Origin of the sequence: Flavobacterium tiangeerense (assembly GCF_007830355.1) — a bacterium.
Lineage (GTDB): Bacteria > Bacteroidota > Bacteroidia > Flavobacteriales > Flavobacteriaceae > Flavobacterium > Flavobacterium tiangeerense.
This window is the reverse complement of sequence record NZ_VLKO01000015.1, coordinates 1-21615: the sequence shown is the minus strand read 5'-3', so window position 1 is coordinate 21615 and position 21615 is coordinate 1. Positions and strand designations below refer to the sequence as shown.

20 protein-coding genes are annotated in these 21615 nt (G+C 33.2%); 9 read left to right on the top strand and 11 right to left on the bottom strand.

The features are described from left to right. Nucleotides 1-27: 27 nt before the first annotated feature. Nucleotides 28-900, bottom strand: a complete 873-nt coding sequence (locus tag IQ05_RS14760; RefSeq protein ID WP_144894229.1) for a cyanophycinase — start codon at nucleotides 898-900, stop codon at nucleotides 28-30. Between the two features lie 240 nt (nucleotides 901-1140). Here IQ05_RS14760 and cphA point away from each other — a divergent pair, with 240 nt between their 5' ends. Further along, nucleotides 1141-3765: a cyanophycin synthetase gene (cphA, locus tag IQ05_RS14755; RefSeq protein ID WP_144894228.1), complete on the top strand. Its 2625-nt coding sequence runs from the start codon at nucleotides 1141-1143 to the stop codon at nucleotides 3763-3765. 157 nt (nucleotides 3766-3922) lie between these two features. Here cphA and IQ05_RS14750 read toward each other — a convergent pair whose 3' ends face one another. Continuing rightward, nucleotides 3923-5182: an asparagine synthetase B gene (locus IQ05_RS14750; protein ID WP_144894227.1), complete on the bottom strand. Its 1260-nt coding sequence runs from the start codon at nucleotides 5180-5182 to the stop codon at nucleotides 3923-3925. Nucleotides 5183-5497: 315 nt separating this feature from the next. On the opposite strand from IQ05_RS14750, the gene IQ05_RS14745 reads away from it, so the two are divergent. Continuing rightward, nucleotides 5498-6019 carry a DUF547 domain-containing protein gene (locus tag IQ05_RS14745; RefSeq protein WP_158634597.1) on the top strand — a complete coding sequence of 174 codons (522 nt, stop codon included), beginning with the start codon at nucleotides 5498-5500 and terminating at the stop codon, nucleotides 6017-6019. A gap of 60 nt (nucleotides 6020-6079) precedes the next feature. Here the strand turns inward: IQ05_RS14745 and IQ05_RS14740 are convergent, their stop codons facing one another. The 9 genes from IQ05_RS14740 to tgt form a co-directional block, all read right to left on the bottom strand. Beyond that, nucleotides 6080-6745, bottom strand: coding sequence for a response regulator transcription factor (locus IQ05_RS14740; RefSeq protein ID WP_144894225.1), 666 nt, complete (start codon nucleotides 6743-6745; stop codon nucleotides 6080-6082). Then, entirely contained in the window at nucleotides 6745-7539 is a 795-nt protein-coding gene (locus IQ05_RS14735) for a sensor histidine kinase (RefSeq protein WP_144894224.1), read from the bottom strand. Before IQ05_RS14735 ends, IQ05_RS14740 begins: the two co-directional genes overlap by 1 nt. Next, nucleotides 7517-7933: a hypothetical protein gene (locus tag IQ05_RS14730; protein WP_244289586.1), complete on the bottom strand. Its 417-nt coding sequence runs from the start codon at nucleotides 7931-7933 to the stop codon at nucleotides 7517-7519. Before IQ05_RS14730 ends, IQ05_RS14735 begins: the two co-directional genes overlap by 23 nt. Before the next feature lie 245 nt (nucleotides 7934-8178). Then, the gene (locus IQ05_RS14725) at nucleotides 8179-8559 is read right to left on the bottom strand and encodes a hypothetical protein (RefSeq protein ID WP_144894223.1); all 381 of its coding nucleotides are present in this window, start codon (nucleotides 8557-8559) and stop codon (nucleotides 8179-8181) included. Between the two features lie 184 nt (nucleotides 8560-8743). Next, nucleotides 8744-10288 (bottom strand): replicative DNA helicase, encoded by a 1545-nt coding sequence (gene dnaB, locus IQ05_RS14720; protein ID WP_086453927.1) that lies wholly within the window; start codon nucleotides 10286-10288, stop codon nucleotides 8744-8746. Between the two features lie 151 nt (nucleotides 10289-10439). Beyond that, complete coding sequence (locus IQ05_RS14715) at nucleotides 10440-11393, bottom strand: acetyl-CoA carboxylase carboxyltransferase subunit alpha (protein WP_144894222.1); 954 nt, start codon at nucleotides 11391-11393, stop codon at nucleotides 10440-10442. A 115-nt stretch (nucleotides 11394-11508) separates the two neighbouring features. Further along, nucleotides 11509-12396: a DMT family transporter gene (locus IQ05_RS14710; protein ID WP_144894221.1), complete on the bottom strand. Its 888-nt coding sequence runs from the start codon at nucleotides 12394-12396 to the stop codon at nucleotides 11509-11511. Continuing rightward, a complete protein-coding gene (locus IQ05_RS14705; protein WP_144894220.1) occupies nucleotides 12383-13471 on the bottom strand; it encodes an LptF/LptG family permease in 1089 nt (362 codons plus the stop codon). The genes IQ05_RS14710 and IQ05_RS14705 overlap by 14 nt, the downstream gene beginning before the upstream one ends. Before the next feature lie 75 nt (nucleotides 13472-13546). Then, on the bottom strand, nucleotides 13547-14677 hold the full coding sequence (gene tgt / locus IQ05_RS14700) for a tRNA guanosine(34) transglycosylase Tgt (RefSeq protein WP_144894219.1): 1131 nt from the start codon (nucleotides 14675-14677) through the stop codon (nucleotides 13547-13549). Between the two features lie 197 nt (nucleotides 14678-14874). On the opposite strand from tgt, the gene IQ05_RS15435 reads away from it, so the two are divergent. The 7 genes from IQ05_RS15435 to IQ05_RS14670 all read left to right on the top strand — a co-directional run bounded on the left by IQ05_RS15435 (nucleotide 14875) and on the right by IQ05_RS14670 (nucleotide 21469). Further along, nucleotides 14875-15045, top strand: a complete 171-nt coding sequence (locus IQ05_RS15435) for a hypothetical protein (RefSeq protein WP_167496950.1) — start codon at nucleotides 14875-14877, stop codon at nucleotides 15043-15045. A gap of 12 nt (nucleotides 15046-15057) precedes the next feature. Further along, nucleotides 15058-15372, top strand: a complete 315-nt coding sequence (locus IQ05_RS14695; protein WP_144894218.1) for a hypothetical protein — start codon at nucleotides 15058-15060, stop codon at nucleotides 15370-15372. A gap of 18 nt (nucleotides 15373-15390) precedes the next feature. Next, complete coding sequence (locus IQ05_RS14690; protein WP_144894217.1) at nucleotides 15391-16773, top strand: NAD-dependent succinate-semialdehyde dehydrogenase; 1383 nt, start codon at nucleotides 15391-15393, stop codon at nucleotides 16771-16773. Nucleotides 16774-17084: 311 nt separating this feature from the next. Then, complete coding sequence (locus IQ05_RS14685) at nucleotides 17085-18128, top strand: tyrosine-type recombinase/integrase (protein WP_144894216.1); 1044 nt, start codon at nucleotides 17085-17087, stop codon at nucleotides 18126-18128. Nucleotides 18129-18288: 160 nt separating this feature from the next. Further along, nucleotides 18289-19377 (top strand): hypothetical protein, encoded by a 1089-nt coding sequence (locus IQ05_RS14680; RefSeq protein ID WP_144894215.1) that lies wholly within the window; start codon nucleotides 18289-18291, stop codon nucleotides 19375-19377. 172 nt (nucleotides 19378-19549) lie between these two features. Further along, complete coding sequence (locus tag IQ05_RS14675) at nucleotides 19550-20371, top strand: carboxypeptidase-like regulatory domain-containing protein (protein WP_144894214.1); 822 nt, start codon at nucleotides 19550-19552, stop codon at nucleotides 20369-20371. Nucleotides 20372-20539: 168 nt separating this feature from the next. Beyond that, nucleotides 20540-21469, top strand: coding sequence for a hypothetical protein (locus IQ05_RS14670; protein ID WP_144894213.1), 930 nt, complete (start codon nucleotides 20540-20542; stop codon nucleotides 21467-21469). Nucleotides 21470-21615: the final 146 nt, after the last annotated feature.

Genomic DNA, 21615 nt, shown 5'->3' with positions numbered 1-21615 from the left:
GAGTTCTAGAATTAAAGTCTGAAAAATCTATAAATAATGCGAAGATTGAATGTGCATTTTATGTGTATCCAAGTTGTAAGTATCAAACTTACTCATTACGTGTGTGACCAAATGCGAAATGGAAATGGGTTGCCCCAATTCTACTTTAGTCAAATTAGTATCTTTTATTTCTCGGCCGTCCACCAGAATTACAAGTCCAGACCCGATGGCTTCCATTTCTTTATTATTGGTAATTAACAAACCCGTATCTTCTCCAAGACCTATTCCTAAAACTCTTGGATTCCCCACAACTGCTTGAAATAATCGACCAATACGACCGCGCTGAACAAAATGCGTGTCAATAATAACGCCATCAATAAGTCCTAAACCACTCGCTATTTTTACTTCTCCTTTCAACAAAGCTTCAGAGCTACTGCCTTGGTAAATCATATTGTTTGAAGCTGCTGCTGCACCTGCTGATGTTCCAGCATAAATAAACTCTTCATTATGATATTTATCAAGCAACATATCGTGAAAAGGAGTTCCGCCCAAAATAGAACTCAATCTTAATTGATCACCTCCTGTAAACATTACAATATCAGCCGCCTTTAATCGTGCCAAAACTTCCAGATCAGCTGCTTGCTCTCTTCTTTCAATGGTCAGTATATCTACGTTCTTTGCATTTAAATACGTAAATGCCTTTACATATTCGGGACCAATTTCACGCGGAATTACAGATGCCGTTGTAACAATCTCTATTCTAGATTCCTCTTTATACTTTGATTCGTTCAGAATTCTTTTTAAAATTCCAGTTTCAAAAAAATTTAAATTGGTATTCGCATTTTTATCTAAATCAGTTTCTGTAAAACTTCCTTTGTCTACAGCACCACCTATAATTATCAGTTTTCCAAGTATATTCATTTGGCAAAAATAACTAAAAACTTAAAAAGTACCATTTACAAGGGCGTTTATTTAAAAAAAATACAGTTTGGAGTATATTATTGCATAAAATTTTTTATTTCATATCAAAAATGGCTACATTAGTAAAATGCTTTCTTTTTTTTATTTTTTGATGCATTGGTTTTGAAAAATACTTCAAATATCGAATTCAAAAATAGAAATATCTGTTTGGCTTTCACTTAAAAAAATCATTTTGCTTTTATGAAAATTATTAAAATACAAGCCCTACGTGGACCGAATATTTGGAGTATTCAACGAAAAAAATTAATCCAAATGCGATTGGATTTGGAGGAAATGGAGCAATTTCCTACCAATAAAATCGAAGGTTTTAGGGAAAGAATAGAAGCTATGTTGCCCAGCATGATAGAACATAGATGCTCCGAAGGTTGCAGAGGTGGATTTTTCTCAAGGGTAGATCGAGGTACATGGATGGGACATGTAATTGAACACATTGCGCTCGAAATTCAAACTTTAGCTGGAATGGAAACTGGTTTTGGTAGAACCAGAGAAACTAAAACTCCAGGAACTTACAATGTTGTTTTTAGTTACACTGAAGAAAATGTAGGTTTATTTGCTGCCGAAGCTTCCGTTGCAATTGCCGAAGCCTTAATTGCTGGTAAAGAATATGATATTGATGCCGACTTGCAAAAAATGCGTGAAATCAGAGAACGCGTTAGGTTAGGACCAAGTACAGGTAGTATAGTAGATGAGGCCGTTTCGCGTGATATTCCATGGATACGTCTTGGAACTAACTCATTAGTACAATTAGGATATGGCATAAATCAAATGCGCTTTCAAGCTACAATTACCTGTAAAACAAGTAGCATAGCGGTTGACATCGCTTGCAACAAAGAACAAACAAAAAAAATGCTAGAGAATGCTTCTATTCCTGTAGCCAGCGGAAGTATTTGTGTTGATGAAGAAAGCTTAGCCGATGTGATCAAAAAAATAGGCTATCCTATTGTGCTTAAACCATTGGGAGGAAACCACGGAAAAGGCGCTTCCATAAACGTAACCAATTGGGAAGATGCTGTATCAGGACTTGCATTTGCTCAAACCTATGGCAAACGAGTGATTGTAGAAAAATTCATTACAGGTTTTGATTTTAGAGTTCTTGTAATTGATAACAAACTAGTAGCAGCAGCAAAAAGAGTCCCAGCTCATGTTGTAGGTAATGGCGTTGATACCATTCAACAATTAATATATACTACTAACTTAGATCCAAGGAGAGGCTACGGTCATGAAAATGTATTGACACAAATTGATGTTGACCGCGATACCGAAGATTTACTAGAAAAACTAAACTATACGCTTGAAACCGTTCCTAACAATGGTGAAACGGTATTTTTAAAATCAACTGCAAATTTAAGTACCGGAGGCACATCAGTTGATGTGACTGATATGATGCATCCTGAAAATATTTTTCTAGCAGAGCGTATCTCTAGAGTAATAGGACTTGATGTATGCGGAGTTGACATCATGGCCGAGAATTTAACACAACCTTTAAAAGAAAATGGCGGAGTCATTCTTGAGGTTAATGCAGCACCGGGTTTTAGAATGCATTTGGCTCCCTCAGAAGGCTTACCAAGAAACGTTGCCGCTCCAGTGATTGACATGCTCTATCCTCCCGGAAAATCATGTAGAATTCCTATTATTGCGGTGACAGGAACAAATGGTAAAACGACCACTACCCGACTACTTGCACATATTGTTAAAAATAATGGTTTCAAAGTTGGTTTTACCACATCTGATGGTATTTATGTGCAAAACCACATGATGGAAAAAGGTGATACAACAGGACCATTAAGCGCCGAGTATATCTTGAGAGACCCTACTGTAGAATTTGCAGTGCTAGAAACAGCACGTGGCGGAATCCTGAGATCTGGACTAGGATTTAGCCTTTGCGATATTGGGGTAATCACAAATATTCAAGAAGACCACTTAGGTTTAAGTGACATACACACCCTGAGTGATCTTGCCAGAGTAAAAGCAACTGTGGTTAGAAGTGTTAAAAAGAATGGTTGGGCAGTTTTAAATGGAGATGATGAACATTGCATTAAAATTGCAAATGAACTCCAGTGCAATGTAGCCTACTTTAGTTTAAATGAAAATAGTGAATTCATAAAAAAACAATGCGCTGAAGGAAAAACAGTAGCCGTATATGAAAATGGTTTTATAACCATCAAAAAAGGAGAATGGAAAATAAGAGTAGAAAAAGCTACACTAGTCCCGCTAACATTAGGAGGAAAAGCTAAATTCATGATTGCAAACGTTCTTGCTGCAACGCTAGCAAGTTATTTATGGGGATTCAAAACGGGTGATATTAGTCAATCCTTAAAAACTTTTATTCCCAGTGCAGCGCAAACACCTGGACGCATGAATATTTTCGAGTTTAAAAAATTCAAAGTGCTTATTGATTTTGCTCACAACGCATCAGGATATAAAGGGGTTGCTGATTATTTGGAAAGCGTAACTGCATCCAAAAAAATAGGAATTATAGCAGGCGTAGGAGATCGCAGAGATGAAGATATTAGAGAATGTGCCCACATTGCAGCACGCATGTTTGATCACATTATCATCAGACAAGAAAAGTTTTTAAGAGGAAGAACCGAAGAAGAAATTATCAATTTAATTCTTGAAGGTATTAAAACCTCAGGTAAAGATGTTACCTACGAAATTATTCCAAAAGAAACTGAAGCCATAAAACACGCTATCAATTGCGCCGAAGAAGGCAGTTTTATCACCGCATTGAGTGATGTAGTAACTAATGCCATTGAAATAGTGCAAGAATACCTTGACAAAGAAAACGAAAAAGAGACGTTTTAGTTTTTTTTCTTGGAGCTATTCCTGCTGTCCGTTATATTCCCGCTTAAAAAACTACGGCAAAAAGCCTTGTTTTTTAAAATCGGGAGATGCCACTTCCATCAGGGCTAAAAAACAGAAAAACCAGTTCACAAGACTGGTTTTTTGTTTTCAATACGATTTACGTTTTCAATTTTTTCTTTTTGGCAGCCGGAAACAATACGTTGTTCAATATCAGGCGGTATCCAGGAGAATTTGGATGTAAATCCAAAACGGTAGGTGGATCACCAACTTGGTGCTGAAAATCCTCAGGATCATGACCTCCGTAAAAGGTAAACATTCCTTTTCCTTTTTGACCATGAATGTACCTAGCTTCTGCATTTAACTCACAGCTTCCCATGACTAAAACATTAGATTTTATCAACCCTGCATCGTAAGCTGTCGTTTGTCCCATAAATCCCTTGATTAACTGGGTATGATTCTGGCATAACATACTAGGAATGGGATCCCATTTTGCCGAAAAGTCCATGAGTGTGAAATAATCTTTATCTGGTGGTATTCTGCGTTTAGGCGTCATATCAATATCCGAGAATTCATATACCTCTGGTTTTCGTTCTAATGTAAAATCTTTAAAAGCAAATGAACTGCTGTAATTCATCTTGGTTTGATAATTGCCTTCGCTAGCGTCACCATCAAACATAGCCTCGCAAATATCAACTCCATCTGCTGCCAATGCAATATCAAAACTATCTGTAGCAGAACACATAGCAAACATAAAACCTCCACCTACAACAAAATCTCTAATTTTTTTGGCAACAGCTCCTTTTTGATGTGAAACTTTTGTGTACCCTAATTTAGTTGCAAGCAGTTCAGACTCTTTCTTTTGCTCGATATACCAAGGCACATTTTTAAATGCGTTATAAAATTTACCATACTGTCCTGTAAAATCCTCGTGGTGTAAATGCAACCAATCATACAGCAATAATTGATCAGATAAAACCTCTTCATCATAAATAGGCGTAAACGGAATCTCAGCATAAGTTAACACAAGCGTTACAGCATCATCCCAAGGTTGTTTTCCTTTTGGGGTATACACTGCAATCTTAGGCGCTTTTTCAAGCACCACCGATTCCATATTTTGTGACGGACTTGAAATCTCGTTTAAAATAGTGGCTTGCTCTTGATCTGAAAGAATTTCAAAACTCACTCCCCGTATCTGACATTCTTTTCTAATTTCATCAGCGTCTGGTAACAAAAAAGAACCGCCTCTATAATTAAGCAACCAGCTGGCTTTGTAATTTTTATTTAGACACCAAAACGTAATTCCGTAGGCTTTTAAATGATTTTTTTGAACCGTTTCATCCATAGGCAACAATAAAAAAGAAGCTTGCATGGTACCAGAAAACAAGAATAATACAAGTATGATAAAACGTTTTTGCATATTTAATTTATTTATAATCCAAATATAGTAACTAAGCTACTTATGGTTAAAAATTTTAACTATTTAATTTAAATATAGAGAATAAAAACACGTATTAATACGCGTACTCACTTATAGGTTTAAACTTAACTTGCAATAACTAAATAAACGAACCATGAAAAATGAAACTTGGAATAACAGCTTTAACAATACACCTATGAACCCTTTGGATATTTTAAAAAAAATAGGCCTGTGCTTATTAGTCTTATTCATAATTTTTTTCTACGTACTATGTTTCCAATACCTTTCTTAAAATAATTTTAAAATAAAATAACCTTGAAAAATTATTACACCACTTTATCAGCTAAAATTTTATCTGTAGCGCAATCAAATGGGGATACAACCTCATTAAGACGACAGCTTTACTTCACCCGTGCCGATAAATTAGAAAAAAACTTAAATACAGATGATTTAAAAAAAACATTCTGGATCAATATTTATTACGCTTACTTTTTAATCATGAAAAAAGAAAATATTGACTTGAACAGTAGGTATAACTTAAAAAGAATACGAATTGCCCATACTGAAATTTCTTTGAATGATATTGAGTTTGGAATTTTAAAAAAATCAACAATGCGTTTGGGTTTTAGTTATTTTGTGAATCCTTTTCACTCTAAGTTTGTAAAAAAGATGTCTATACAAGAAATGGATTATAGGATTCATTTTGTAATTCAAAGTATTACATTAAAAAAAACTATTTTCAATTATTATGATAGTGAGTTATTAAACGAGCAATTAGAGGAAACTATGAAACTTTTTATTAGTCAAAAACTTCAACAAGCCCCTTTATTTCAATAATTGTCAATAACAAAATAATTACTTTAAAATCTCTGTACATTTTTAACTTTTTAGATTGTTCTAATCAATAGCCATGATTTCGTTTTGAATTGCAAATAATACTAAACCTGCAATATTTCTTGATTCTGTTTTCAAAAGTAGATTATTTCTATGTCCTTCAACAGTTCTCGGACTTATAAACAAAGCGTCTGCAATTTCAGTACTACTTTTTTGATCACAAATAAGTTTTAATACTTGAATTTCCCTAGTTGTCAAAAAATTAGAATCTAATAAACATTTAGGTTTCTTTACTGTTGAAATATCCTCTTGAATTACCTTCATAATGTAATCCGTATAATAATATCCTCTCTCGGCCACTTCATTAATAGTAACCAATAGTTCTTGTGGAGTAGAATTTTTTACTAGATAAGCCACTGCTCCTACAGCAATCATGTTTAATATAAAGGATTTTGTATTGTAACTTGTTAAAGCAATAATTTTTATACTAGGATAAACGGTATGAATTATTTTTGTAGCCTCTACACCATTTATACCCTGCATTTTCAAATCCATTATGATAATATCAGGATGATTGTCATGATTGCTTTCAAGAAAAGCCAAAAGTTCTCCACCACTTGAAGCTTCATAAATTACATCAATATTATTTTCTCTATCCAATAAAAATGAAATTCCTTTTCTAAAAAGTATTTCATCATCAACTATAATAATTTTTATGCTATTTTTCATCATTCAAAATTAAAAATAATTATAACTCCCTCATTTGGTGCTGATTTTATATCGATAGTACCTTTTAAAAAAGCAATTCGGCTTTCAATATTTTTCATTCCTAAACCTTTCATGTTTTCGGAATTATGCATTAGAAAACCTATGCCATTATCTGAATAAGTACATTGCTTTTTATTATCAATTTCCTCAAAAAGAATAGCAATTTTTGTTGCTTTTCCATGGCGCAATGAATTATTCATTAGTTCCTGTAAAATCCTGAACACATGTAAATGACAATCATTTTCTGCTATGTTGAATTCCGTTCTACAGCTATAATTTACCTTAACAGCCTTTGAATTGCTAAACTCTAGACACAATTCTTCGACTCCTGCATGCAAACCAAATTTTTCTAAAACAGGTGGTAGCAATCCGTGTGCAATTTTTCTGGAGCTGTCTAATGCTTTGCCGGTTAAATCAATTATATTTTGTGTTATTTCCTGAACTTCGTTCACAGACAAATTAGGACTGTTTAACAAATGACTGTTTAAGGCTACCACATTCAATTTTGAACTTATATCGTCATGCAAATCCTGAGCAATTCTTTTTCGTTCTTCTTCTTGCGTTAAAATTACGGCTTGAATTTGATCTTGTTTAAATTGAATTTCTAAATCTTTTTTCTCTAATTCTTTTTCAATAATACGTTTACGAGAAAAATAAAAAAAAACGATTAAACCTACAGCTAGTAGTATAAAAAATAGAGAAGTATACAATATTACCGCAACAATCTCTTTTTCATACATTTGATTTCCTTCCATTATAAATTCTTAATGCTTTTTTAGAAAAACTTTTTTTCCATTCAACGAAAATAAGCAATTGAAAAAGAATTACTAAAAATGAATTTACATTCCAAGTCAATAATTTAAATTCATCACTTAGTCCAGTTGTTATGTTTCCTACAAAAAAAAGAACGGTACTAGCTAATAAATAAGTGATTATTCCTATAGTTAGAAAGTAATATTGCTTATGCTCTAACAACATGTTGTACAAATGCATTACAGCATACAAAACAACAAGTAATGAGGTAAGAGCAATTTCAAGTAAATTAAATTTAAAAAATTGTTCAGGATAGAGTGCATAATCAACAATAAGTAAAACACAACCTGCTATCATACTGTATTGTATTATAGCAACTTGTGTTTTTGTTTTCATTAATGTTTTATAAAAAAATCCCAAACACAAAAACTGTCCGATAAAATAAGCATGAACTAGGAACAAGTTATTTTTACTTTGTAACACTAAAATTTCCATAATTACCTGTACAATCACTAAAACTGTAAGATAACAAACAAGATACTGAAAGGTTTTTCCATGTTTAGAAAAACCATTCCAGTATAAAATAAAATTAAGTATTAATATGAAATAACCTACGTAATTTACTATTAAACCCATTACTATTAATTTTGCAATGGACTATCTGGGTCGCCGTGTGGAGGGCAAGGTCTAGAAGCATCATATACAATACTAATATCTTCATCTAAGTCAGCATCTTTTTCAGTTCCCAAAGTGCCAAAAACATCTCTGTAAATACCCGTTTCATCTTTATTTGCTCCTACAAAGATTAGTGTTTTTTCTTTTTTATCATTTATACCCATATAGGCACGCACAGCATCTGTTTTTAAGGCTAATACCGCTTCTAGACTTTCTCTTGGAATTAAAAAAGCATTTACTTTCTTGCTTGCATCTTCAAGTTCTTGATTACCTCTGTAAGCTTTGGTCCACTTTTCAGCAGTTTGTAATGAAACTTCAATAGGATCGGATAAGTTTTCGTTGTCCATAATCGTCTTTTTATTTTGGTTAGTTTATAGTACTTAGTTTACTAAATAAGCATTGCTAAGATATTTAATTTTTTTCAAAAAAGAACATTATAATTTCATTAATAATGTAATGATAATTTTACCAAAAAAAATGCCCTCAAAAATTATTCATTCGAGGGCATTCTTATGCTGTTACAATACACTATTAAAAGGGTACATCACTATCATCTTCATCATCATTAAAATTACTTCCAAAAGCTTCATTAGCTGAAGGCAAATTTTTTGTAATAAACGGATTGTCATCTTGGTTCATACTAGAAGGCAAATCATCATAACCGCCACTGTAATCCTCCAGATTATCAAATTTACCTAAGTGACCTATAAACTTTAATCGTACGTTTTCTATACTACCATTACGGTGTTTAGCAATCATGATTTCGGCTTGACCTGTGGTTGGCGAAGCTTCGTCATCATCCCATTCGTCAATTTTATAATACTCAGGACGGTACAAGAAGGATACAATATCAGCATCCTGCTCAATAGCTCCAGATTCACGTAAATCAGACAGTAACGGACGCTTACTAGAACCACGCGTTTCTACCGCACGCGAAAGTTGAGAAAGTGCAATAACGGGCACATTCAACTCCTTAGCCAATGCTTTTAAATTTCGGGAAATAGTAGATATTTCTTGCTCTCTGTTTCCACCTCCTTTACCACTACCTCCTGCAGTCATTAACTGCAAATAATCTACAATAATAATCCGGATACCGTGTTGTGATACTAAACGTCTTGCCTTGGCACGTAAATCAAAAATAGATAAGGATGGGGTGTCATCTATAAAAAGAGGTGCTTTTTCTAAATTTTTAACCTTGGTACTTAACTGTTCCCACTCGTGTTTTTCAAGCTTTCCAGTACGCAATTTTTCTGATGATAATCCGGTCTCTGATGAAATTAAACGTGTAATTAATTGCACCGATGCCATCTCTAAAGAAAACAAGGCAACTGGCATTTTAAAATCAATAGCCATATTTCTAGCCATTGATAATACAAATGCTGTTTTTCCCATGGCGGGTCTTGCAGCAATAATAATTAAATCACTTGGTTGCCATCCTGAAGTAATTTTGTCTAGCTTATCAAAACCAGTGGCTACACCACTTAATCCTTCTTGACCTGCAATTTCTTCAATACGTTTTTTGGCTTGCAGTACTAGACTTTGTGCGGTTTCTGAACTTCGTTTTATATTTCCTTGAGTAACTTCATAAAGCTTCGATTCGGCTCTGTCTAATAAATCAAATACATCTGTAGTTTCATCATAGGAGTCTTCAATAATTTCAGTTGAAATCCGAATTAAGCTTCGTTGAATAAATTTTTGAAGTATAATTCTAGAGTGGAATTCAATATGTGCTGATGAGGATATCTTTTGCGTAAGCTGGATTAAATAAAAATCGCCACCTGCCAACTCTAGTTTTGCGTTTTTCTTCAGCTGAGCCGATACCGTCAATAAATCTATAGGTTGTGTCTCAGTAAACAATTGAACGATGGCTTCAAAAATATGTTTGTGCGCTTCTTTGTAAAAAGCATCAGGTTGTAAAATATCAATTACATCATCAACCCCTTTTTTATCAATCATCATTGCGCCTAGAACAGCTTCCTCTAGTTCAAGTACTTGAGGCTGCAATTTTCCTTTTTCTAAGCTTATTATTGTGCTTTTATCAACCTTTACAGGATTAATATTTCTGAAATTTTCCATAAGGCGAAAGTAACATAAATTAAAAAAAAATCAGCGATGAGTTGTTACAAATAAATGTTGATAACTAACTATTTTTTGTTCATAACCCAAAAAAAATCCGTCTCGACCTAGGTTTTAGTACGAGACGGATGAACTATAAATTTGTAAGATTTTATTCTTTAAACTCTCCCATTTTACTGTATTTCTCCATTCTCTGAGCTATAAGATCAGCTGTTGATAAGTCTTTCAGTTCGTTATAGCCTTTTAAGATATACTGCTCTACTGTTTTAAAGGTAGTTTCTTTATCATAATGAGCTCCTCCTAGCGGTTCTGGTATAATATCATCAACTAATTTTTGCCTTTTCATATCAGCTGAAGTCAGTTTCAAAGCATCGGCGGCTTGTTCTTTGTACTCCCAACTTTTCCATAAAATAGACGAACAAGATTCTGGCGAAATAACAGAGTACCAAGTATTTTCCATCATGTATACCTTGTCCCCTACTCCTATTCCTAATGCTCCACCTGATGCACCTTCTCCTACAATAATTGTAATAATTGGCACTTTCAAGTTAATCATCTCAAAAATGTTTCTCGCAATAGCTTCTCCTTGTCCGCGCTCTTCAGCCTCAAGACCTGGATAAGCTCCTGGAGTATCAATAAGTGTTACCACTGGAATACCAAATTTCTCGGCCATTTTCATCAAGCGCAATGCTTTTCTATATCCTTCTGGATTTGCCATCCCGAAATTACGAAACTGACGCATTTTAGTATTGATCCCTTTTTGTTGACCAACAAACATAAACGATTGTCCATTAATTTGTCCAAGTCCACCTATCATGGCTTTGTCGTCTTTAAATCCTCTATCCCCAAAAAGTTCCAAAAACGTACCTTTGGTAAGATTCGTAATATGCTCTAAAACATAAGGCCTATTTGGGTGTCTAGAAAGCTGAACACGTTGCCAAGCCGTTAAGTTTTTATAAATATTCTTTTTTGTCTCTTCTAGTTTCTTGCTGATTTGTTTGCAAGTATTCGTTACATCAACATCTGATTCTTCACCAATAATAAGACATTTGTCCAATTGATCTTCAAGTTCTTTTATTGGAAGCTCAAAATCTAAATATTCCATAGGATTTTTGCGTTTTTGTTTTTATTTCGAACAGCAAATATAAAATTTTAAATCGTTCAAAAAGGTAAATTTAGTATTTATGTGAAAAATTTTGATTCCTAAAGCGTACCAAAAGCTATGTCGTTTTGGATTTCTGGTAGTGTTTAATCACTCCGTTAAGTATCACAGTAATGACAATTATTATGGCACCAATGTAAAACTCAAAACTCATTTTTTCTTTGCCACCCAAAATAAAATAAGCCAAGATTATCCCGTAAACAGGCTCTAAATTTGTGGTAAGCATAACGGTATAAGGCGTGAGTTTTTGCATTACTTTGACCGAGGCGGTAAAAGCATAAGCGGTACACACTGAGGCAAGTATTAATATTAGAATCCAGTTGTTTACTGTCATTTCAAAAAAAGCGGCTGTAAACTTTCCTTGTATGAAAAAGTAGGCAGATATAAATCCGACTCCCGCTACAAACTCATAAAAAGAAATAACCGAAGGATCGTGATTAGCGATTAATTTACCGTTCATCAAGGTAAATAAAACTCCTAGTAATATAGATACCAATGCATACAACATCCCATCAAGATAGTTGATTTCTACTTGCATTATTAAGGCTAACCCGGCAATGATGATGAGTCCAAAAAAAACTTCATACCACAAAACTTTTCTGCCATAAAACAAGGGCTCCAATATGGATGCAAAAAAAGCACCTAATGAAAACACCGATAATGTTATAGACACATTTGAGACATGAATGGCTTTAAAGAAAAAGATCCAATGCAATGCGATTAACAATCCAACAAACATTAACTTCAATAAAGATTTTACCGGAACTTTAAAAGATTTTTTTGAAAACACTAAAAAAGCGGCTATAAAAATCCCTGCAAAGAACATCCTAAACCACACCAATGCATCAGCAGATATAGTAATCAAAGCGCCCAAAATGGCGGTGAAACCCCATATAAAAACAATTAAATGGAGGTTTAAATAACTTTTTAAATTATCGTTTTGCATTGCGTAGTAAATAAATGGCTAAAATTCCAAAAACAATATTGGGTAACCATACGGCTAGTAATGGCGGAATACTGGACTTCTCTGCAAGTACACCAAAGATTTTATCAAAAAATACAAATGAAAAAGCAAGTGCAATTCCTATGGCTAGATTGGTTCCCATTCCGCCTCTTCGTTTCATGGATGAAACAGCGACTGCAATAATGGTTAAAATAAATGCTGAAATGGGTACACTATATTTTTTATATAAAACTACGAGATATACATTTATGTTTGAAGAACCCCGCTCGCGTTCTTTGTCAATAAAAGCATTCAGTTTGCCTAAACTTAAAGTCTCTGCTATGTAGACTACTGGCGTTAAATCCTCTAAGTCAAATTCAAAAACAGCTTTCTTTTCCGGGAGTTTTACAATTACATCATTCAGCGGGCCTACTGTTCTTTTAGTATAATCATATAAGGTGTAGGTACTGTCTTTTGGGTTCCAAGTAATTCTAGTGGCTGTAATTTTATGTACCAGTTTATCGTTTTTAAAACGCTCTAGCGAAAAACTAAAAGCCGTCTTAGTATCGGTATTAAAACTGTTTACATAAATAAAATCGGTATCATTTATTTGCCTGTACACATCAGTATTATCACCTCTCATGGCTTCTTTACCGCCTCCTTTTAAGTACATGTACCTAAAATTATTAAAACCTTCACTAGCCGATGGTACCACAAAAAATCCCATCAACAAAACAAAGACTGATACTATAGAAGCACCCATAATGTAAGGCCTCAAAAATCGTGTAAAGGAAATACCTGAACTCAGTATGGCAATAATCTCAGTATCATTGGCCAGTTTTGAAGTAAACCAAATCACCGATAAAAACAAAAATATAGGAAAAAGTGAATTGGCAAAATAAACCGTAAAATTGTAATAATAAAGTGCTATTTCAACAATAGGAACTTTATTTTCAAGCAGTTTATTAATCTTCTCAGATACATCCACCACAATCCCAATTGGAATAAACAACAACAACATAACCGCAAATGTGGCTAAATATCTTTTAAGAATGTATTTGTCTATTATTGTAAGCATGTTTTAGTTTCAAGTTTAAAGTTTCAGGTTTAAAGCATACGCCAGAACGTTACACTTAAAACCTGAAACATTTTTTTACAAACGTTGGCTCATGTTTTTAACCATCATCTCTTTCCAAGGTTTAAAGTCTCCTGCTAAGATGTGTTTTCTAGCCTCGCGCACTAACCACATGTAAAATCCAAGATTGTGAATGGTAGCAATTTGTTTTCCTAAATATTCATTGGCAGCAAAAAGGTGACGCAAATACGCTTTTGTATATTCTGTATCAACAAAAGTGATTCCCATTTCATCAATAGGAGAAAAATCAGCTTCCCACTTCTTGTTCTTAATGTTTATGGTACCATGTGCCGTAAATAACATTCCGTTACGGGCGTTACGTGTAGGCATCACACAATCAAACATATCAATACCCAAAGCAATATTTTCAAGAATGTTAATTGGCGTTCCCACACCCATTAAATATCTTGGTTTATCCTCAGGTAATATTTCACACACTACTTCGGTCATGGCATACATTTCCTCAGCTGGTTCCCCTACAGATAAGCCGCCTATGGCATTACCTTGTTGGTTCGAATTGGCAATATATTCTGCTGATTGTCTTCGTAAATCCTTATATGTACTTCCTTGAACAATTGGGAAAAAAGTTTGCTCATACCCGTACTTAAACGGGAGCGTATCTAGGTGATTGATACAGCGGTCTAGCCAACGGTGCGTCATTTTCATAGAGCGCTTGGCATAATTGTAATCACAAGGATAAGGCGTACACTCATCAAATGCCATGATGATATCAGCACCTATGGTTCGCTGAATTTCCATAACATTCTCAGGCGTGAAAAAATGGTAAGAACCATCAATGTGAGATTTAAACTTAACGCCCTCTTCCTTAATTTTTCTATTGGCACTCAAAGAATATACTTGGTACCCACCAGAATCAGTCAAAATATTGCGATCCCAGTTCATAAACTTATGCAAACCACCTGCTTTTTCAAGAATTTCAGTTTGCGGACGCAAGTATAAGTGATAGGTATTCCCCAGAATAATATCTGGATTAATATCGTTTTTTAATTCCCTTTGGTGCACTCCTTTTACAGAGGCCACAGTACCTACAGGCATAAAAATTGGCGTTTCAATCACACCGTGATCTGTTGTAATTGTTCCCGCTCTGGCCTTAGATAGCGGATCATTTTTTAATAAATCAAACTTCATATAACTTTTTTACTGTTGGCAAAGATAACAGAATTACAATTTGGGAATACCGAATTCTGATTTTTTAATACTGATTTATTATTTTGAATGATTATTAGCACTTATGACAAGAATAATATAACTTAATACTAAAATACTGTAACACTCTTAAAGTAAAAATACTGAAATTTGGGGTAACAATTTAAAATTAAAAAATCATGCAAACTTTACTCAAAAAAATCATTCCTTTAGTTCTAATTTCATTCTTTTTTACAAGTTGCTCGGTAGTAGAAGGTATCTTTAAAGCAGGAATGGGAGTTGGCATATTTATAGTCATTGCAGTAATAGCAGTGATCGTTTGGATTATTAGCCGAATTACAAAAAAATAAAACATAGAAATCATGAAAAAGGATACCAATAAGGTTAATGCCGAAAGTTCTAAAAGTACTATTGAGAAAAACCTGGAAAAATTAGAGTATCCAGCCACAGAGGATATTTTTGTTCAATTGGACCAAGACAAAGAAATTGATATAGATGCGATTCCGAATAATAAAAAATTAGAAAATAAACCAGAACTTTGGGACGAAAATGCGTTGCCAACACAAGGAATCGGAAGTGATTTAGACATTCCTGGTTCAGAACTGGATGATACTCAAGAACAAGTGGGCAGTGAAGACGAAGAAAATAATTTTTACAGCGAAAGCGACACTAAATAATCCCTTAAAAACATAATTATGGCTATCAAATCAGTTAATCCATATACTTTAGAAACGCTAAAAACGTTTGACGAAATTACAGATTCCCAGTTAGAAAAAGCAATTGATACTGCGCATGACGCGTACTTAGACTGGAAAAAAACAAGCTATGAAGATCGTGCAGCATTACTAAATAAAATTGCTGCTACCTTTCGATCAAAAAAGAAAGAATTGTCCGAAATGATCACCACCGAAATGGGGAAATTAATTGGACAATCGGAATATGAAATTGAATATTGTGCCAATATTTTTGAATATTATGCCAAAAATGGAGCTGAATTTTTAGCCGATCAAAAAATAACTACCGCAGTAGGTGAAGCCGTTTTGACCAAAGCGCCTATTGGTGTTATTCTTGCCGTTGAGCCTTGGAATTTTCCATTCTATCAAGTTGCCCGCGTGGTTGCTCCTAACTTAATGATTGGGAATACCATTGTGCTCAAACATTCATCAAACGTGCCTCAATGTGCCCAAGCATTTGAAGATATTTTTACCGAAATACAAGCTCCAAAAGGTTTATACACCAACTTGTTTTTATCTTCAAAAAAGATTGAGAAACTAATTGAAAACCCAAAAATTCAAGGTGCTTGTTTAACCGGAAGTGAAAAAGCAGGAGCTTCACTTGCCCAATTTGCTGGGAAAAACATTAAAAAATCAGTATTAGAACTGGGGGGAAATGATCCGTTTATTGTTTTGGAAGATGCCGATATTGACCGTGCAACCGACTTAGCAATTAAAGGCCGAATGATCAATAACGGACAAAGTTGCGTGGCTTCAAAAAGATTTATTGTTTTAGAGCAAGTAGCCGATGCGTTTTTAGAAAAATTCACTAAAAAAATGGAAGCCTTAAAACTGGGCGATCCCATGGACAAAGAAACACAACTAGGACCATTATCCAGTCAAGATGCCCTAGACACCTTATTAGAACAAGTAAACACCACCATAAAACAAGGCGCAACGGTTGTTACTGGAGGAAAGCAAGCAAATTTAAAAGGCGCTTTCATGCAACCTACCATTTTGACCGATTTAAAGCCAGATATGCTCGCGTATCAAGAAGAATTATTTGGTCCTGTAGCCAGTTTTTACCGCGTAAAAAATGATGAAGAAGCCATTGAATTGGCCAATGCTACTCGATTTGGTCTAGGAAGTTCCATTTTTTCAAAAGACATGGAAAGAGCAAAAAATATGGCAAAACAAATCGATTCTGGAATGGTTTTCATCAATCAACCCACAAAATCAAACGAAAGTTTACCCTTTGGCGGAACAAAAAGATCAGGTTATGGTAGAGAACTTTCTGCATTGGGGATGGATGAATTTGTAAATAAGAAATTAATTCATGCCGTTTCAGAAACCGACATCCTATAAATCAATCCACATTTTAAGAGTCCCACTTCGGTGGGATTTTTTTTTGGTAATGAAAAAAAAACAAAATCCAAATCAAAAAACAAAATCCTACACTACATTCCCACAAAATAGCATTCATTTCCTTTTGGGTGTACCCCTACGTAAAAACTTCGGGTCGGGCTTTCGGCTTTATCTTTCCGTTACACTACAAGGATACCTCCCGAAGTCTCGGGATCATCCCTTACACAAAAAAAAAGACACTACTTCATTCTACAACATGGAGTAAAAATCTTAAAAAATTTTGTATCTTTAAAGCCCAAAAAAGAGGCACAATGAACTGGAAAGCAGCACCCTTAATACACAAAGACGAAAATAGAATTGCACTCTATTTTGAAAAAAACCAAGATCTTATTCAACAAGTCAAGCAAATAAGCGGCGCTAGATGGAGCCAACAAAAAAAACTGTGGCACATACCCGATACTATTGAAAACCGAATCCAGTTTCAAATTCAAGCAGACCCCACACAGCAAATTTCTCTAGAAGCAATTCATTATTTGGAAAAATTCAAACAATGGCTGCAATCCAAACGCTATAGCCAAAACACCATAACCACCTACTCTGAGGCCCTAAAAACATTTTTGCTCTTTTTTCCAGAAAAAAACATCCCCGAAATAGACAATAATGATGTAATCCTATTCAATAACAACTACATTCTACATAAAAAATTATCTGAATCCTATCAAAATCAAATTGTAAACGCCATCAAACTCTTTTTTAAAATAGTAATGGACACCAAAATTGACATTGACAAGATACATAGACCAAAACGTGCCAAAGTATTACCCAATGTATTAAGTAAAGAAGAAGTAAAACTAATTTTGAATGCCCACAGCAACCTCAAACACAAAACAATGCTTTCCTTGATTTATAGTTGTGGCTTACGCAGAAGCGAACTTTTAAACTTAAAACCAGCCGATATTGATTCTAAAAGAGGAGTTGTTGTTATTAGACAAAGTAAGGGTAAGAAAGACAGAATTACACCATTATCCCAAAAGATATTAGAATTGCTGCGAGAATATTATAGTTTATACAGGCCTAGCATTTGGTTATTTGAGGGGCAAAATGCAGGAGAAAAATACTCTGAATACAGTTTACAAAGCGTTTTAAAACAGGCGCTACAAAAAGTAGGAAATACAAAACTAGTTACACTTCACTGGTTACGACATAGTTTTGCCACCCATCTATTAGAAAGCGGCACTGATTTAAGGTATATTCAAGAATTATTGGGTCATAACAGCAGCAAAATTACCGAAATTTACACCCACGTAAGTACGAAAAGTTTACAACAAATTAAAAGTCCGTTTGATGATTTATAACTAATTATTTCTATATTTGAAAACAAATAAAATGTGACGTTTATCACACATATCTACCCAAATTGGGATGGCTTTGAGTGATTTTGTCACACATATATACAAGTTAGCCGTCAGTTTGGCGGAACGTAGAAAAACCAAACATAAAATATAAATTATAACAATGAGAAATTATTTAATTTCAGTATTCCTTTTTTTTCCAATTTTAATTTTTTCTCAAAACATTAAAATAACTTTTATAGATAAACTTGATAAAAAACCAATTAACGGAATACAAATTTTCAGCGATAATGGAAGTTTAATTGGAAATTCAAATATTCAAGGGGAATTTAAATTTGATAAATCGATTTTGAAAGAAACAGGTGTTAAAAATTTAATGATTTATGATGATAATTATTTATCTGTTGAATATAACATTGATGAAATACCTCAAATCATCAGTTTGGAAAAGATGAAGAGTTATGAATTAGAACCTGTTATTATAATAAAAAAACTTTCGGAAAAATATTATACTATAAGAGGATATTTTAGAAGTTGGCAATTAGTAAATAATAAGCTTGTAAAATATGGCGATGGGTTAATTGAATATCATATTCCATACAAAAACACAAATAATGATTTTGATACAGGAATAAAAAAATATATTACGGAATATAGAACATTTAAAATAGACAGTATTAAACAAAAATCAAGAATAATAAGTATTTCTAGTTTTGATAGTTATTTAGATTGCCAAATCCCTAAAAGAGATATTTTAGCAAGAGGATGGAAACAATACAAAACAGAATTGACTAAAGATAGTTTGCATTCCATTTTAGAAGGCAAAAAAATTGTAGGTTACGTAAAATATGATAAAAATAATAATGCAGATGAAATTAATGTAAGTGAAAGTTTTGAGGATAGTGATGCCGTTAAATTCCTTTTTTGGAAATTTTCAGCCAGTTATATCAATACTGAAAAATGGACTGGAGAAGATGAAATTAGACATCTTAATTATTCGTTCATAAGTGAAAAAAAAATAGTTAAATCCAAAGAGAAAAATAATGCAGTTGAAACTATTAATGAGATTTTTATTGACGATAAACTTATTTACAACGACAAAATTCCTGAAAAAAGTAAAACTTACATAGATAAAGATAGAAGTTATTATACTAGTAAATATTGGGAAGAACAAATAAAAAAACATCCTTTACCAAATGCAATAAATGGGCAACTATTAAACGTAAACGAGAACAAAAATAACTATAAATAAAAAACCGAACGGCTAACAGGCGTTTGGCAAGATTGCGAATTTTGTAGTAAATTCACGTTTATTTCTCGCAAGAAAATTTATCTTTGATAGAAAATAATCGGTTCCGAAGTTCGCAACCTCGCCAAGCGCCGGAACGTTGTAGGCAAGCTTAAAACGAAATAAACACAAGAAAATGAAAATTACTATTACCTATTTTTTTCTATTATTTGTAACTCTAACTTACGGACAGATTACGTTAAGTGGAATAATTAAATCAAATACTAAAGAACCTCTTGAATATGTCAACATTGGAATTAAAAATAAAAATATTGGAACTATATCCGATGAAAATGGGAACTTTAAAATCACCCTTAATAATTCTGAATTGAACGAGTTACTTTCTTTTTCATATATTGGTTACGAAGAAAAACAGATTAATGTTTATAAATTACAAAAATCAAATTTTAATGAAATCATTTTAAAGGAAAGTCAAACTGTTTTAAATGAAGTAATTGTTATTTCAACTAAACCAAAACTTGTTGAACTTGGCACAAAGTCATATGTGTCAATGGTTGCAGGTTATGTAAAAGCCAATAATGATATAAATAATGATATTCAAGAATTTGCTAAAGAAATTAAAATAAAGAAACCTTCAAAAATATTAGATGTAAACATAAACTTGTTTAATGTCTTTGTTGATACTGCGAGTTTTAGAATAAACATTTATGATGTAAAAGATAATTTGCCAAACAACAAAATAAATACTCAAAATATTATAATTCAAAAAAAAGTCGAAAACGGATGGAATAAATTTAATATAGAAGAATTCGATTTAAATTTTGAAGAACCGTTTTTTATATCGATTGAATATTTACCAAAACAAAAAGATGAAGCGGAACCTTTTAGATATAGTGGACAACTTTTTGGTAAATCAATTACACGCTCATCAAGTTTCGGAATTTGGAATGTTAAAAAAGGATTAACAATGTCAATGTTCGCAACAGTAAAACAATAAAGCCAGCCTACAACAGCTGTTTTGAGCTAGCTGGAGTTTACTGGAATTACCGTTTCGCATCAAGTTTTCGTTAAGCCGAAAATTGAGCTGTTACGAACTTCCAGCCATCTCAAAGCAGCAAAACGTTGGTGGCAATAATCCAGAAAATCGTAACTAAAAAGAAAAAATATGTTTTCATTTTTTAATAAGAAAAACATCAAGACAGAAATACCAAATTGGGCTTCGTTTTTTGAAAATTCTGAATATTCTACATTCATATATGAAATTGAAAATTATTTTAGAAAGCTAAATATTGAAATTGAAATTTCCGATGGAATTATACTTGTAACTGAAAACGAATTAGGATTTAGTAATTTAGGATTAAGCAATGTTGCGCAAAATTGCAAACAAGACAAACCAAAAAATTATAAGGATATAATTAAGGATCACTTCAATTTATTGATAGAAGCAAACAAATTTGAAATAGAATTTGAAAAAATTGCGGATAACTTTGAGGAAGTTAAAAAATATATCGGAGTAAGATTATACAAGGATGAATATATTGATTATGTTGGAAAAGAGTTCGCAATTGGAAAAGAGTTTGAAGGAGATATTTATTCTATGCTTGTATTTGATTTTCCTCACAGCATAGCAAATATAAAACCAGAACAAATAAAAAAATGGGAGAAATCTATTGATGAACTTTTTGAAATTGGATTGCAGAATATTAAAGACAAATATCCACTAACAATAACAAAAGAAAATTTTAATGTTTTTGACATTTGGTTTGCAAATTCCGACCATTTCTTTACGCCAAATATAGTTTATGATTTAGAAAATCGAAAAGAACTAACCGGAAGTAAAGGTTTGTTAATTGGAATTCCGCATAGACATTCAGCAATAATATATCCAATTGAAAATTTAGAAGTTGTAAAAGCAATAAATGGAATTTTTCCTGCAATTTATAATATGAATGTAGAAGGTCCAGGTTCACTTAGCAATAAAGTTTTTTGGTATAATGACAGAGTTTTTACTGAAATTCCATATAAAATGGAAGATGGAAAATTGCAATTATTTCCACCAGATAATTTTCTGAAATTATTAAACGAACTAACTTGATAAATAAAATTACTGCCACCAACACACGCTACAAGCAATTTGGGTATTAGGCTTAATTTGAAGTTGGTTTTGTATTTGGAAGATTTGGCAAATCCGAAAATAGGGCTTAATTTAGTCCCAAACTGCTTGTAGCGCGGGGACGTTGT

Bases quoted from the DNA above. Each gene is read 5' to 3' on its own strand.
- IQ05_RS14760 (WP_144894229.1), bottom strand. From the start codon at position 900: ATGAATATACTTGGAAAACTGATAATTATAGGTGGTGCTGTAGACAAA.
- cphA (WP_144894228.1), top strand. From the start codon at position 1,141: ATGAAAATTATTAAAATACAAGCCCTACGTGGACCGAATATTTGGAGT.
- IQ05_RS14750 (WP_144894227.1), bottom strand. From the start codon at position 5,182: ATGCAAAAACGTTTTATCATACTTGTATTATTCTTGTTTTCTGGTACC.
- IQ05_RS14740 (WP_144894225.1), bottom strand. From the start codon at position 6,745: ATGAAAAATAGCATAAAAATTATTATAGTTGATGATGAAATACTTTTT.
- IQ05_RS14735 (WP_144894224.1), bottom strand. From the start codon at position 7,539: ATGGAAGGAAATCAAATGTATGAAAAAGAGATTGTTGCGGTAATATTG.
- IQ05_RS14730 (WP_244289586.1), bottom strand. From the start codon at position 7,933: ATGAAAACAAAAACACAAGTTGCTATAATACAATACAGTATGATAGCA.
- IQ05_RS14725 (WP_144894223.1), bottom strand. From the start codon at position 8,559: ATGGACAACGAAAACTTATCCGATCCTATTGAAGTTTCATTACAAACT.
- dnaB (WP_086453927.1), bottom strand. From the start codon at position 10,288: ATGGAAAATTTCAGAAATATTAATCCTGTAAAGGTTGATAAAAGCACA.
- IQ05_RS14715 (WP_144894222.1), bottom strand. From the start codon at position 11,393: ATGGAATATTTAGATTTTGAGCTTCCAATAAAAGAACTTGAAGATCAA.
- IQ05_RS14710 (WP_144894221.1), bottom strand. From the start codon at position 12,396: ATGCAAAACGATAATTTAAAAAGTTATTTAAACCTCCATTTAATTGTT.
- IQ05_RS14705 (WP_144894220.1), bottom strand. From the start codon at position 13,471: ATGCTTACAATAATAGACAAATACATTCTTAAAAGATATTTAGCCACA.
- tgt (WP_144894219.1), bottom strand. From the start codon at position 14,677: ATGAAGTTTGATTTATTAAAAAATGATCCGCTATCTAAGGCCAGAGCG.
- IQ05_RS15435 (WP_167496950.1), top strand. From the start codon at position 14,875: ATGCAAACTTTACTCAAAAAAATCATTCCTTTAGTTCTAATTTCATTC.
- IQ05_RS14695 (WP_144894218.1), top strand. From the start codon at position 15,058: ATGAAAAAGGATACCAATAAGGTTAATGCCGAAAGTTCTAAAAGTACT.
- IQ05_RS14690 (WP_144894217.1), top strand. From the start codon at position 15,391: ATGGCTATCAAATCAGTTAATCCATATACTTTAGAAACGCTAAAAACG.
- IQ05_RS14685 (WP_144894216.1), top strand. From the start codon at position 17,085: ATGAACTGGAAAGCAGCACCCTTAATACACAAAGACGAAAATAGAATT.
- IQ05_RS14680 (WP_144894215.1), top strand. From the start codon at position 18,289: ATGAGAAATTATTTAATTTCAGTATTCCTTTTTTTTCCAATTTTAATT.
- IQ05_RS14675 (WP_144894214.1), top strand. From the start codon at position 19,550: ATGAAAATTACTATTACCTATTTTTTTCTATTATTTGTAACTCTAACT.
- IQ05_RS14670 (WP_144894213.1), top strand. From the start codon at position 20,540: ATGTTTTCATTTTTTAATAAGAAAAACATCAAGACAGAAATACCAAAT.